General features: G+C 44.8%; 11 protein-coding genes and 1 pseudogene. 4 read left to right on the top strand and 8 right to left on the bottom strand.

What is annotated here, in order from left to right:
• Nucleotides 1-13: 13 nt before the first annotated feature.
• Together R8N28_RS17765 and R8N28_RS17760 are read left to right on the top strand one after the other, a co-directional pair.
• The gene (locus tag R8N28_RS17765; RefSeq protein WP_065274295.1) at nt 14-1,285 is read left to right on the top strand and encodes a YeaH/YhbH family protein; all 1,272 of its coding nucleotides are present in this window, start codon (nt 14-16) and stop codon (nt 1,283-1,285) included.
• An 11-nt stretch (nt 1,286-1,296) separates the two neighbouring features.
• On the top strand, nt 1,297-2,856 hold the full coding sequence (locus R8N28_RS17760) for a SpoVR family protein (protein WP_005378449.1): 1,560 nt from the start codon (nt 1,297-1,299) through the stop codon (nt 2,854-2,856).
• 79 nt (nt 2,857-2,935) lie between these two features.
• On the opposite strand, the gene kdsB is transcribed toward R8N28_RS17760, so the two are convergent.
• From kdsB to R8N28_RS17735, 5 genes and pseudogenes are all read right to left on the bottom strand, one after another.
• Nucleotides 2,936-3,691 (bottom strand): 3-deoxy-manno-octulosonate cytidylyltransferase, encoded by a 756-nt coding sequence (kdsB, locus tag R8N28_RS17755; RefSeq protein WP_053349434.1) that lies wholly within the window; start codon nt 3,689-3,691, stop codon nt 2,936-2,938.
• Nucleotides 3,691-3,870: a Trm112 family protein gene (locus tag R8N28_RS17750; RefSeq protein WP_005378451.1), complete on the bottom strand. Its 180-nt coding sequence runs from the start codon at nt 3,868-3,870 to the stop codon at nt 3,691-3,693. The genes kdsB and R8N28_RS17750 overlap by 1 nt, the downstream gene beginning before the upstream one ends.
• Nucleotides 3,851-4,858 carry a tetraacyldisaccharide 4'-kinase gene (gene lpxK / locus R8N28_RS17745; protein WP_065274294.1) on the bottom strand — a complete coding sequence of 336 codons (1,008 nt, stop codon included), beginning with the start codon at nt 4,856-4,858 and terminating at the stop codon, nt 3,851-3,853. Before lpxK ends, R8N28_RS17750 begins: the two co-directional genes overlap by 20 nt.
• 5 nt (nt 4,859-4,863) lie before the next feature.
• Nucleotides 4,864-6,612: a lipid A ABC transporter ATP-binding protein/permease MsbA gene (gene msbA / locus R8N28_RS17740; protein WP_065274293.1), complete on the bottom strand. Its 1,749-nt coding sequence runs from the start codon at nt 6,610-6,612 to the stop codon at nt 4,864-4,866.
• Nucleotides 6,613-6,643: 31 nt separating this feature from the next.
• Nucleotides 6,644-8,899: pseudogene (locus R8N28_RS17735) on the bottom strand (DNA internalization-related competence protein ComEC/Rec2).
• Between the two features lie 8 nt (nt 8,900-8,907).
• Between R8N28_RS17735 and R8N28_RS17730 the strand changes: the two are divergent.
• Nucleotides 8,908-9,417: a DUF2062 domain-containing protein gene (locus R8N28_RS17730; protein WP_005387834.1), complete on the top strand. Its 510-nt coding sequence runs from the start codon at nt 8,908-8,910 to the stop codon at nt 9,415-9,417.
• A 149-nt stretch (nt 9,418-9,566) separates the two neighbouring features.
• On the opposite strand, the gene lolE is transcribed toward R8N28_RS17730, so the two are convergent.
• Genes lolE through lolC form a run of 3 tightly spaced genes read right to left on the bottom strand, consistent with a single transcriptional unit; the run spans nt 9,567 to nt 12,722 of the window.
• Complete coding sequence (gene lolE / locus R8N28_RS17725) at nt 9,567-10,811, bottom strand: lipoprotein-releasing ABC transporter permease subunit LolE (protein ID WP_065274291.1); 1,245 nt, start codon at nt 10,809-10,811, stop codon at nt 9,567-9,569.
• A 2-nt stretch (nt 10,812-10,813) separates the two neighbouring features.
• Nucleotides 10,814-11,521, bottom strand: coding sequence for a lipoprotein-releasing ABC transporter ATP-binding protein LolD (gene lolD, locus R8N28_RS17720; protein ID WP_005378457.1), 708 nt, complete (start codon nt 11,519-11,521; stop codon nt 10,814-10,816).
• Nucleotides 11,514-12,722, bottom strand: a complete 1,209-nt coding sequence (gene lolC / locus R8N28_RS17715; protein WP_053349430.1) for a lipoprotein-releasing ABC transporter permease subunit LolC — start codon at nt 12,720-12,722, stop codon at nt 11,514-11,516. Before lolC ends, lolD begins: the two co-directional genes overlap by 8 nt.
• 249 nt (nt 12,723-12,971) lie before the next feature.
• On the opposite strand from lolC, the gene R8N28_RS17710 reads away from it, so the two are divergent.
• Nucleotides 12,972-13,541, top strand: a complete 570-nt coding sequence (locus R8N28_RS17710) for a hypothetical protein (RefSeq protein ID WP_065274290.1) — start codon at nt 12,972-12,974, stop codon at nt 13,539-13,541.
• The last annotated feature ends 2 nt before the right edge of the window (nt 13,542-13,543 follow it).

Here is a 13,543-nt window from a genome sequence, read left to right as displayed (position 1 = left end):
AGAGGGCTATTTCATGGCGCAATTTATAGACCGAAGGCTCAATGGCAAGAACAAGAGCGCTGTTAATCGACAGCGCTTCTTGAAGCGCCACAAAGAGCAAATAAAAGAGTCGGTAGCAGACGCAGTGAATCGACGCTCGATTACGAATACGGAAACGGGCGAAGACGTCTCTATCCCTCACAAAGACATCAATGAGCCTATATTTCATCAAGGCAAAGGTGGTGTTCGCGAACGAGTTCATCCCGGTAACGATCAATTCATTACTGGTGATAAAATTGAGCGTCCCAAAGGTGGCGGTCAAGGTAGCGGCTCTGGAGAAGGGAACGCCAGTCCAGATGGAGAAGGCCAAGACGAATTTGTATTCCAAATATCAAAAGATGAGTACCTCGATATTTTGTTCGAAGATCTCGAGCTGCCTAATCTAGAAAAAAACCAAATTGCCAAAATCACAGAATGGAAAACGCACCGTGCAGGCTTTCAAACTGCCGGTATCCCTTCCAATATCGCCGTAGTACGCTCTCTGCAACAATCTCTTGCGCGCCGTACTGCAATGACTGCTGGTAAGAAACGACTTCTCAAAGAGCTAGAAGACGAACTTGCTCGCATCAAAAATATTGAGCCTGCTCAGCAGTTTGAAGAGAACCGCTTGAAGGCTGAAATTGAAGAACTGCGCAAGAAAATCGAAAGCGTGCCGTTCATCGATACCTTCGACTTACGCTTCAAGAACTATGAGAAACGCCCTGTACCATCGAGCCAAGCGGTCATGTTCTGTCTAATGGACGTATCCGGTTCTATGGATCAGGCAACGAAAGACATCGCAAAACGCTTCTATGTTCTTTTGTACTTGTTCTTAACTCGTACCTACGAGAATGTCGAAGTCGTCTTTATCCGCCACCATACCCAAGCGAAGGAAGTGGACGAGCACGAATTTTTCTACTCACAAGAAACCGGGGGTACCATTGTATCTAGCGCGCTCAAGTTAATGGATGAAATAGTAAAAGAGCGATACCCGATTGGTCAGTGGAACATATATGCAGCTCAAGCATCCGACGGTGACAACTGGGCAGATGATTCGCCAAGATGCCGGGATCTGTTAGTGAACAAATTACTTCCAAACTGTCAGTATTACTCTTACATAGAGATCACGCGGCGCTCGCACCAAACTCTATGGCATGAGTACGAAAAACTCACTGGAGAGTTTCCTAATTTCGCAATGAAAAACATTCGCTCTGTGGAGGATATTTTCCCAGTCTTTCGTGAACTATTCCAAAAAGAAACGGCGTAAGGAGGCTAGCGATGAATACCGCAACGAGAAACCTCTCAGGAGAGGCGCCTAAGAAGCGTAACAGTAAAGTGTTGCCAGATGGACCAGATTGGACATTTGAGCTGTTAGAGCGATACCACAAAGAAATTAAGCGTGTCGCGGAGCATTATCGCCTAGACACTTACCCTAACCAAATAGAAGTGATTACTTCAGAACAGATGATGGATGCCTACTCAAGTATCGGCATGCCAATCAATTACAACCACTGGTCATTTGGTAAAAAATTCATTCAAACAGAGCAGAACTATAAACATGGTCAAATGGGGTTAGCCTACGAGATTGTGATTAACTCCGACCCTTGTATTGCTTATTTGATGGAAGAAAATACGGTAACAATGCAAGCACTCGTGATAGCGCACGCGTGTTACGGCCATAACTCTTTTTTCAAAGGTAACTACCTATTCCAAACGTGGACTGACGCCAGTTCTATTATCGACTATCTGCTGTTCGCCAAAAAGTACTTAGCCGAATGTGAAGAACGATATGGCGTAAAAGAAGTGGAAAAGCTGCTCGACTCTTGTCACGCGTTAATGAACTTTGGTGTAGACCGCTACAAGCGTCCAGAGAAAATCTCAATTACAGAGGAAAAAGCAAGACAAGAAGAACGCGAAGCATACCTACAATCTCAAGTTAATGAGCTTTGGCGCACCGTACCGACAGCCAAGACGAAAGAGGAAGACATTAAAGAGCGATTCCCAAGCGAGCCTCAGGAAAACTTGCTCTACTTCTTCGAAAAACATGCGCCGTTGCTAGAGCCGTGGCAGCGTGAAGTTGTTCGGATCGTCCGTAAGATCAGTCAGTATTTTTATCCGCAAAAACAAACGCAAGTCATGAATGAAGGCTGGGCAACGTTCTGGCACTACACCATACTCAACCATCTTTATGATGAGGGCTTGGTGTCTGAAAAGTTCATTCTAGAGTTCTTACATAGCCACACCAGTGTCGTGGCTCAGCCGCCTTATAACAGTCCTTACTTTAATGGCATTAACCCCTACGCGTTAGGCTTTGCCATGTTCCGAGATATTAAGCGTATCTGTGAAGAACCAACTGATGAGGACAAAGAGTGGTTTCCAGACTTGGCAGGAACCGACTGGTTAGATGCAGTGCATTTCGCGATGCATAATTTCAAAGATGAAAGCTTTATTAGCCAATACCTTTCTCCGAAATTAATGCGTGATTTCAAGCTGTTTGCGATAAACGATGATGATCATAAGAACTTTATTGAAGTCGCTGCGATACACGATGAGATGGGTTATAAACGCATTAGAGAAACCTTAGCTGCTCAGTATAACTTATCTAATCTTGAGCCAAACATTCAGGTGTTTAATGTCGATGTCCGTGGTGATCGCTCACTTACGTTGCAGTACGTTCCTCACAACCGCATCCCACTTGATGATAGTTACGAAGAAGTTCTAAAGCACGTGTACCGATTATGGGGCTTTGATGTCATTCTCCAAGAAGTGAAAGACACCGGTCACCGAGAGGTGTTAGCAACCTGCCCTAAACGGAACCAATACGACACTAACATTTAACTAATACCTCGATACAAGTAAAACAAAAAGGCTCCTAATTCAGGAGCCTTGTTTATTCTTAAATCTATATGAGCATTTGTTACGCTTGCTTTGCAACAATCGCGCGCACGGCTTCTAGGTCTTCGGGCGTATCAACCCCTGCCGCTGGTGCTTCTTTCGCTACCGCCACATGAATTTTTTCACCGTACCAAAGCACTCGCAGTTGCTCAAGACACTCAATCTGCTCTAATGCACTTGGTGCCCAGTTGACATACGTATTAATGAAACCAGCTCGATAAGCATAAATACCAATATGACGCATTAATGGGTTGGCAATGGTTTTGTCTTGTTTAGCAAAGTTATCGCGATCCCAAGGGATGGTTGCTCGACTAAAGTACATCGCATAACCTTGCTCATCTGCGACAACTTTAACAGCGTTCGGGTTGAACACTTCCTCTTCCGAGTCTATTTCTACAGCTAACGTCGCCATCGGGGCTTCACACCCAGATAAGTTATCAGCAACCTGACGAATGATGGACGGCGGAATCAAAGGCTCATCCCCTTGCACATTAACAATAATGTGGTCTGACGGAATAGCCATTTTTTCAACAACTTCGGCAAGACGCTCCGTACCTGATTCGTGGTGGGGAGAGGTCATACAAACTTTACCACCAAATGACGAAACCGCTTTCGCAACACGCTCGTCATCAGTTGCAACGATGACATCTTCCGCACCCGCTTGTAGCGCTTGTTCATAAACCCACTGAACCATAGGCTTACCACCAATATCCGCTAGCGGTTTACCAGGCAAACGGCTCGATGCGTAGCGCGAAGGGATGACAACCGTAAAAGACATTAGCGTCCCTCATCCATGCTCATAGTGCGAGCTTCAGGCTCTAGCAGAACTGGAATACCCTCTTTGATCGGGTAAGCAAGGCGATCCAATTTGCAGATCAACTCTTGATTATCTTTATCGTACGTCAGCTTACCTTTGCAAACAGGGCAAGCTACAATCTCAAGTAGACGGTGATCCATAAGCCGCTTTAACCTCTTTTATTCTATTTAAAATTTGCTCTGCATCGTTTGATTCAAACTGGGCAGATACAGGCAGATACCACCAATTATCTTGCGCATAATGGCTGCACTTGACGGCATCTTTCTCGGTCATAATCACATTGGTCCCTTGTTGAGCCAATGCTTCTAATTCTTGTTGATCAAAGTCTTGATGGTCAGCAAAACCTTTTGTGACTTTAACATCTGCGTCCATCGAGTTTAGTGTATGAAAAAAACGCGGAGGATGCCCAATGCCCGCAAATGCGACGAGATCTTTCAACTCCGAGACATCCACATGTTGCTTAGTCTTAAGATTAATAGCTTTAGAGGGTGCTAAAGCCATTGCGATTTCGCCCGTATGCGCTTGACCGCCATTGGTGATGATAAAGTCGACTTCTTTAAGTCGCTCAATACCTTCACGTAAAGGACCTAATGGAATCAGGCTTTCATTCCCAAACCGGCGATTCCCATCCACAATCACTAACTCAATATCACGGCCTAACGCATAATGTTGTAATCCATCATCCGTAATTATGATATCCACATCCAAATCTAGCAGTGCTTTCACTGCATTTGAACGCACAGGATCTACCGCAACAGGTGCTCCTGTACGGCGATGAATCAACTTAGGTTCATCGCCACAATGCTTCGCTGGCGTATCTTCTTTTAGCACTAACGGATAGGCAGGAGCCTTTGCCCCATAACCACGAGAAACAACCCCCGGCTTAAAGCCCATTTGCTGTAGTTGCTCAACAAGCCACACAACAACTGGTGTTTTACCATTGCCACCAGCAGTGATATTGCCAACCACAACAACAGGTATAGGCGCATTATAAGCTTGCTTGCGGCCAGTTTGGTATTGCTTTCGCTTTGACTTGCTTATCGCTCCAAATAATAAACTCAGTGGCCACAAAAGCGGCCACAAGAGGTATTTTATTGGATGGTTTTCAAACCAGATTTTTTCAATCACCGCGCTTATTCACCAAACTGAACACGGTGCAATTGTGCATACGCACCATTTTTCTCAATAAGCTCAGCGTGGTTGCCACGTTCAATGATGGCACCATCATCAACCACAAGAATTTCATCGGCTTTCTCGATTGTGGATAAGCGGTGCGCTATTACAAGTACCGTTTTGTCTTTTTGCAGCTCATCAAGTGCAGCTTGAATAGCTCGCTCGGATTCGGTATCCAAAGCCGAAGTTGCCTCATCAAGAATCAGCACTGGAGCATCACGCAATAGAGCTCGCGCAATCGCAACACGTTGGCGTTGACCACCAGACAAGCTAGCACCATTTTCACCAATCATGGTATCAAGTCCATCATCCATTTTGCCGATGAACTCCATCGCATGCGCGAGTGTTGCCGCTTTCTCGATATCACTGCGCTCATATTGACCATCCGTTGCGTACGCAATATTGTTTGCTATCGTGTCATTAAACAAATGAACATTTTGCGATACTAGTGCAAATTGCTGACGTAAATTCTTTAGCTCGTAATCACGAATATCATGCCCATCTAATGTGATAGATCCACTGTCAACATCATAGAAGCGGTTGAACAAGTTCGCGATGGTACTTTTACCTGAGCCAGAACGGCCAACTAGCGCCACCGTTTTTCCTCTTGGAATATCGAAGCTGACATTTTCCAATGCTGGTTTTTCTGCACCAGTGTAAGTAAAGCTTACGTTTTTAACTGAAACATCGCCATTTGCGCGTTTAACTGTCAACTTACCTTCGTTTTTCTCAGGCTCGAGGTCAATTAACGCGAAGAGCGTTTGGCTCGCGGCCATACCACGTTGGAACTGAGAAGTAACGTTAGTCAGCGCTTTAAGTGGGCGCATCAGACCAAACATTGCAGAGAAGACAACAGTAAATGTACCTGGAGTCAGTTGCTCTTTAATCGAATCAATACTTGCTAAATAAAGAACGGCAACAATTGCAAGTGATGCAATCATTTGGATGATAGGGTTAGCCGCCGCTTGAGCCGTCACCAACTTCATGCTTTGTTGACGCATTTGGTTGCTGACTTTTTCAAATCGTTTACGTTCGATGTCTTGGCCGCCATAGCTCAACACAACTTTATGGCCTTTCAGCATCTGCTCTGCTGATGCAGTTACGTTACCCATCATGGTCTGCATATTTTTGGATATTTTTCTAAAACGTTTAGAAACAACACCAATACCCCATGCTACAACGGGAGCAACAGCAAACAGCACTAGCGACAATTGCCAGCTGTTGTAAAACATCAAAACTAACAGACCAATGATACTTGCGCCTTCACGGACAATGCTCACCAACGCTTGGCTAGTTGCCGCTGACACTTGCTCTGAGTCGTAGGTTATACGCGACAATAAATTGCCCGTCTTTTCCTTATCAAAGTAAGACACTGGCATATGCATAAAGTGATTGAACACCATGCGACGGACTTGCATAACTACGTTGCCAGATACCCAGCTCAAACAGTAGGTGGAGACAAATCCACTTATGCCACGGATGAACATCATGGCAAAAATAATCAATGGAAGCGTGCGTAAAAAATCAGATTCAGCGTTCCCAAAACCTTCATCGAGTAGTGGTTTTAGCAGGGAAATCATATAGGTATCTGATATGGCATTAATAACTAATGCAATGACTGCAACGACAAGACCTGACTTATAAAGGCGAATAAATTGCCATAGACGCTTAAACGTCTGCCAAGTCGTTTCATCAGTATTTATCGACATAGAAGTGCTTTATTTTCTTACATTAAGACTCTCATTCTACTCCCTTACGCAGCATCTGCCTATACCAAGGCTCAAATGTATCGCTACGTTTGGTTTCTGAGCGCCAATTATCACGGTGAATAAAGAAGCTTACCTGACCACCCTCACCAGTATCAAGCCAAGTAATGCCAAGCTTTCGGTATGAAGCAACGACATTTTCCGCTGGCATTCCCCATCGATTGTTTTTTGCTAAAGAAGCAACTGCCACACTCGGGCTCACCGCCTCGATAAATCGAGGATTCGATGAACTTTTACTCCCGTGGTGAGGGACTAGCATCACATCGCTTTGTAACTTTCCGGGCTCTCTAAGCAATATCCACTCGCTAATGGCCTCAATATCACCAGTAAAAAGCATACTAAAGTTAGAAATAGGGTCAGTAAGTCGTAATACACAGGAGTGCGGATTATACGCACGTTGAACAAGTGCAGGAGGCCAGAGCACTTCCATGTTTAATCCTTGCCATTTCCATTGGTCGCCTCTAGTGCAAGGTTCATATCCGATAAAGAATTGACTACTAAATTTACGCTGTGGAGAAAAGGCATCTTCAATGAAAAAGCGGCCGCCTGCGTGATCATTATCGAAATGGCTTAGAATCAGTGTATCTATGCTTTCATAACCTCGTTGATGCAAAACCGGAGTGACGACCTGCTCTGCGATACTGCCGCTTTGCCATGCTTTACCAGTGTCATACAGCAACACCTTGTCGTCTTTTTCTACAACCACTGCAAGGCCATGACCTACATCTAATACATCGATACGCCAACTCGGTTCATACTTCGATGCAAGCTTGATACTAATAACGATGCCGAGTAACAAATACCACGCGTAATGAGACATGAACCGTTGAAATATTAAGCAAACCACTATCGCCATAACCAGCATTGTCATTTCCATGCTAATGGATTGCCAAGAACCTACTGCGTACTGTATTGACGTGCTCAATGGCTGTAATGACCAGTCCACCAAATGCCACAGAGGCTTCGCTATCATTTCAAGAAACAAAGATGAGAACAGGGCTAGAAACATCAAAGGTACAACGATAAATCCGAACCAAGGAATAAATACCAAGTTGTAGGCTATTGAGGACAAACTAAAACCGGAGAAGAAATGGCCACTAACAGGTACGATTAAAGCGCTCAACATCAATTGAGTAAGCAATAACGCTTTTAATCTCGCTTTCCAACCTCCCCTTTGATGTCGAATCAAATTAATTGCGAACAATACCGCACAAACGGAGAGGTATGATAACCAAAAGCTCATACTGTAGGATGCAAAAGGTTGAACAAGCAGTTGTAGAGATACTGCAAGCAAAAGAACTCGCCAAGAAGTCCAGTGCACCAGAGTATACTTCAGGAGAACGTAAACAACGCATACCGACACTGCTCGCGTAGTAGGCAGAGAGAAATCCGCTAACCAAGCGTAGGCAACAGCGAAGATCAGCCCATATAAGCTAGGCAACAACTGTTATTGGGGTAATAGATAACGAACGGTACCGCCCACGACTAGCCCAAAAGTAAACGCCATACCAATATGTAAACCAGAAATGGAGACCAAATGCAGTAAACCACTGTCCCTGAGCGCTTGCCAATCTTCCTTAGACAACCAAGAACGGTCAGCAAAAACTAACGCACTTATTAACGAGAAATGATGAAGGGAAGACACATCATCAGCGACATCGGCAATAATGGATTGACGCAGAGATACATTAGAACGAACAATCCACTTAGCGTCTTTGTTGACAACCGCTCGGGCGATAATATTTTTACCCATCGCGTGCTTTTCAGCATCAAAGCCAGCTTCGTTGCGTAGACCTGTAATCGGCTTTAACGAGATGGATGTCGTAAACTCACTGTTAACATCGAGTGGAAAAGGCGTAATAAGACGGATTTTAGGTTTAAGAAAAGGTAACAGAGTTTGAGAATTTACCGCTTCTATAGCGACAATACCTTCATAACCGTGACTTATTTGCGTAAAAGGGCTGTCAACTTTACCAATTATGGTAATATTCTCCCCTGCTTGAAAAAGGGCTTGTCTCTGAGACTCCAATACATTGCCGTGGACGATGACAACCATAAAGCCCGCAATTGCGCCTATGCTAATTAAGCCACGACGTAATTTGATTATTGAGCCAGTGGTTATTATTCCCAGCAGCAACCAACGCCAATCTGGTATTGTCGGCCACCAAGCTGACGAGATTACGCTCGCTAAAAATAACGCCAAGGTCCAACTTTTTTCTGAGAGAGTCATGCTGTCCTATGCCTAGAAAGCTGATAAAACGCTTCATGCCAGATCATGAATTGATCAAACGCCAAAAAGCATTGAAGGTCTTCGGCAATGTGTTGTACAACCCAAACTTGTGGTGCTTAAACCGCCGCTCGGCATCAGGGGCTTTTGCTGTCGGGTTATTTATGGCTTTTGTTCCGCTGCCGAGCCAAATGATCATGGCCGCTGGTTTGGCCATTATGTTGGGTGTCAATCTGCCCCTCTCCGTCGCTTTGGTATGGATCAGCAACCCTATCACTATGCCTGTGCTATTTTACTTTGCGTACAAGCTAGGTGCTCTAGTGATGCGTCTTCCCCCGCAACCTTTTCACTTTGAACTATCGTGGGAATTCATCATGCAGCAAATGAGCACCATTGGACCTCCATTTCTATTGGGCTGCGCAATTTGTGGGGTTGTATCCGCGATTATTGGCTACTTCGGAATTCGAGGGCTTTGGCGCTACTCCGTGGTACGGAGCTGGCAAAAACGCAAAATAAGATAAGACCTTACTGCGTAAAAATCAGCATTTGAGCTATCAGTTGAGGGGCATCTAACAGTTAGAATGAAACGCGATGTTACTCAAGTCGGATAAATACAAAAAAGGACCGAATTCGGTCCTTTTTTGTATTTCGCATATTGTAAAACAATCAGCTATTTAGAACTCAGTACAGCCGCCGGATTCAACCTTGCGGCACGAGAAGCAGGATACCACGTCGCAAGTAAACTAAGCACTATCGCCGTCACTGACACCAATGCCACATCTGGCCAGTGTAGTTGTGATGGTAAGAAGTCAACAAAGTAAATATCACCCGATAAAAACTGATGACCAATTAAGCTCTCTAACCCTTTAATTAACGGAGTCAGGTTTAACGCCACTAAGACACCGATAACACTGCCGACGAGACTGCCAAATACACCAGAGAATACACCTTGCCAAACAAAGATCCGTTTGATTAGGCTATCTTTTGCTCCCATTGTTCGCAAAATTGCAATTTCCGCCGCTCGGTCTTTCACTGCCATCATCAACGTAGACACAATATTAAAACATGCCACGCCAATCACCAGTACCATCACCAAGTACATAATGGTGCGCACGAGCTGAATATCGCGATACAAAAAACCAAACTTTTGCTGCCAGCTTTTCAAATACACGTAAACATCAACCATGCTACCAACCTCACGAACAATAGAAGGCGCATTGAGAACATCGTCAGTTTTTAGTGAAATGCCTGTGACCCCTCCCCCTAACCTCGCGTATTGCTGCGCATCAGCTAATGGTACTAACGCTAGAGAGTGGTCGATTTGGCCATTCAACGTTAAGAACCCTGACACCTTCACGCGCACACGCTTAGGAGCCTGCACTTTATTTGCGCCGCCTGTTTGCGGAATCATTAACGTAACGTAATCCCCCACGGCGACATTTAGCTCGTTTGCTACACCTCGGCCTAAGATCACTTGCTGCTGACCGGCATAAAAGTTTTGCCAAGCTGCTTGATCAATAAAATTCGATAAGCTCGACACCGCTTGCTCGAAAGTAGGCTCTACGCCACGAACTTCTATCGCTTTTAGCTTACTGCCTTTTTCTGCCAAACCCGTAAAACGAACGTACGGTGCTGCCGCGACAACATGTTCATGTTTTAGAGCTTGATTCATCGTTTTGGTGTAGTCATGAAGTGGTCCATTAACACCTTCTAACTCGCCGTGTGGGATCACAGACAACACACGCGATTGCAGCTCGCGCTCAAAGCCATTCATTGCAGACAAACCGATAATGATCACAGCAACGCCAACCGCAATACCAATGGTCGAAGAAAGCGATATGAAAGACACCATCTTGTTGCGCTTTTTCGCTCGACTGAAGCGACCACCAATCATCAAAGCTAAAGAGGTAAACAAAACTAGCCCTCCGCAGATGCTGTATCAGTCACAAAACGATCTACGAGCAAACCATCTTGCATGTGCATTTGACGATCCATTTTTGCTGCCAGCTCTTTGTCATGCGTGACAACCAAAAATGCAATGTTTGACTCTTTATTGAGCTCGCGCATCAAATCATAGATAGACAGTGCCGTATTGTGATCTAAGTTCCCCGTAGGTTCATCAGCCAAGACCAGATCAGGTTTATTCACCAATGCACGCGCAATCGCAACACGCTGACGCTCACCGCCCGATAACTCGGAGGGTCTATGTTGCATCCGATGACTCAAACCAACTTTATCTAACAGCGCTTTAGCCGCCTGTTTTGCATCCGCTACTTTAGCACCGCCAATCATCAGTGGCATCGCCACATTTTCAAGCGCAGTAAAGTCAGCCAATAAGTGATGAAACTGGTATACAAAACCAAGGTGCTTGTTGCGTAATGCCGCCTGTTTGTTCGAGCTCAAAGCTGATAGGTTTTGCCCTAGAAAATCAACTTCACCATGAGTTGCGTCATCTAACGCACCTAAAATATGCAATAAGGTACTTTTTCCCGAACCAGAAGAGCCAACAATAGAAACCAACTCCCCTTTGTCGATATCGAAACTTACGCCTTTCAACACTTCCGTATCTAACGAACCCTCTCGGTAGACTTTACGAATATCACGACATTCTAATAGCTTATTCATAGCGAAGTGCCTCAGCAGGTTTAACAGAAGATGCTCGATAAGAAGGATAAAGCGTAGCAGCAAGGCTAAGAGCAATCGCCAATACCACCACTAAAAGAATTTGCAGTGAATCAATCAAGATGGGTAGATGACCACCAAAGCTGAATAGCGCCACACCAGCAGATTCAAGAATCGCATTTAGATTAAGTGACAAGATCACGCCCGCAGCGCCACCAACAATCGCGCCAATTACACCACTACTTGCACCTTGCACCATGAAAATGGTCATCACTTGAGATTGAGTCATGCCTTGAGTTTTCAATATTGCGACTTCTGATTGTTTCTCCATTACCACCATGATTAAAGCGGAGATAATATTGAATGCAGCGACACCCACAATTAGACCTAGCATAAGTCCCATCATGTTCTTTTCCATTTTCACCGCTTGGAAAAGCTCACCACGCTGTTCGCGCCAATCACTCCATTGCCACCCATCAGGCATGGGTTGGTCAGCAAAATCCGTCACCATAAATGGGTCAGAGAAAAAGACACGCCAACCAGAAACCGTGTCTTTAGGGAAACGCATCAGCTTAGATGCATCCGTCATGTTCACAATCATTAATTGACCATCAACGTCCGATCCCGTATTGAAAATGCCTGAGACAGTAAAGTTTCGCTGGCTAGGAATACGGCCAAGTGGGGTAAACTGCGTTGCGTTGGTCACCATCAAGCGCACTTTATCCCCGATTGAGACCTTTAGTGAACGCGCCAAACTGTGACCCAAAAATACATTGTAGTCACCTGCTTGAAGTGACGATAATCGTCCGGCAATCAAATGGTTGCTAATCGGATCGCCTTTCTTAGGTTCAATACCGATGAGGTAACCAGCCGTCAGCTGTGCAGAACTCTGAATAACAGCCTCTCCTCTAACGATAGGCTCCGGCTGAGATTCACTCGACATCGCTTGAACAAATGGAGGGGCAGACTCGGTCATAGGCGTTTTTCCATCGTGTTGCGAAACCACGGCATGAGGTAGCACACCTAAAATGCGTTCTTTTAACTGCGATTCAAACCCGTTCATCACAGAAAGAACCGTCACCAACGCCATTACACCGATCGTAATACCCGCCGTCGACATATAAGAAACAAATCGGCTGAACCTATCTCCAGAGCGTCCCCGAAGATACCTTAAGCCAATAAACAATGAGATAGGATGATACATATAAGACAAACCAACTGGTTGTTTTGATATAAAGCTTTAGCGGATTATCTTACCTTACTCTTCTCATTAAGAAGACAAGAGAATCGCTAAATTTGTCAACGACATGCAATAAGTCTGTATTTAGGGCAAAAAGTTCAAGGACAAATCGGCTAAACTTGATAACTTCATTCAGTTAGCGATAATCAGTGCCCTATTTCTCTTTGTTTGTTGAGTGAGCAAGGAGCGCTCACTGGCAAAAGGATCGACTATATGACAGAGCAAGAATACTTTACCGTCCATCATAACCTCACCATCAACGTCGAAACGTTGAGTGCGGACTTTGCTTTGCCAGATGAAGAAACATTTGCCTCCGAAATTCCAGCACCATTTATTGTCGCCAGTGAATTTAGTCACTTAGATATGTTGGCAGACAACGCGCGTCTAGGGCTGAAAAACAAAGAGTTAAAGCATGTGATCAACTTGCTTGATACGCAAAACGCGAAACTTAACCTCTTGTTGAGCTTTATGCTTTCACAACAAGATGACGCCTCCATTCGATATCAAACGACGCAGTTTGGTGCTAGTCAACTCAGTTTCCGCTCAGATACAGCGTTAACTACTCAACAACTCGTTCGTGTTAAACTGTTCCTCGATCACCCTGCTGCGGCGATTTACTGTTACGCTCAAGTAGAAGAATGTGATGCTTCAGAGCAAGATTTCATTATCACGCTTAGATACAAGATGCTCCGAGAATCTGATCAAGATTTACTGATAAAGGCGGCACTGTATCAACAACAAAAACTTTTACGTCAGCGCTCGATGGAGCGAGATAAAAAATAATT

This window comes from Vibrio sp. Vb1554, assembly GCF_033344235.1.
Note: the sequence above shows the minus strand (reverse complement) of the source record. Positions and strands in the feature narration are given on the sequence as shown.

Coding starts and splice junctions, on each gene's coding strand:
- R8N28_RS17765 (WP_065274295.1), top strand. CDS start 14: ATGGCGCAATTTATAGACCGAAGGCTCAATGGCAAGAACAAGAGCGCT.
- R8N28_RS17760 (WP_005378449.1), top strand. CDS start 1,297: ATGAATACCGCAACGAGAAACCTCTCAGGAGAGGCGCCTAAGAAGCGT.
- kdsB (WP_053349434.1), bottom strand. CDS start 3,691: ATGTCTTTTACGGTTGTCATCCCTTCGCGCTACGCATCGAGCCGTTTG.
- R8N28_RS17750 (WP_005378451.1), bottom strand. CDS start 3,870: ATGGATCACCGTCTACTTGAGATTGTAGCTTGCCCTGTTTGCAAAGGT.
- msbA (WP_065274293.1), bottom strand. CDS start 6,612: ATGTCGATAAATACTGATGAAACGACTTGGCAGACGTTTAAGCGTCTA.
- R8N28_RS17730 (WP_005387834.1), top strand. CDS start 8,908: ATGCCTAGAAAGCTGATAAAACGCTTCATGCCAGATCATGAATTGATC.
- lolD (WP_005378457.1), bottom strand. CDS start 11,521: ATGAATAAGCTATTAGAATGTCGTGATATTCGTAAAGTCTACCGAGAG.
- lolC (WP_053349430.1), bottom strand. CDS start 12,722: ATGTATCATCCTATCTCATTGTTTATTGGCTTAAGGTATCTTCGGGGA.
- R8N28_RS17710 (WP_065274290.1), top strand. CDS start 12,972: ATGACAGAGCAAGAATACTTTACCGTCCATCATAACCTCACCATCAAC.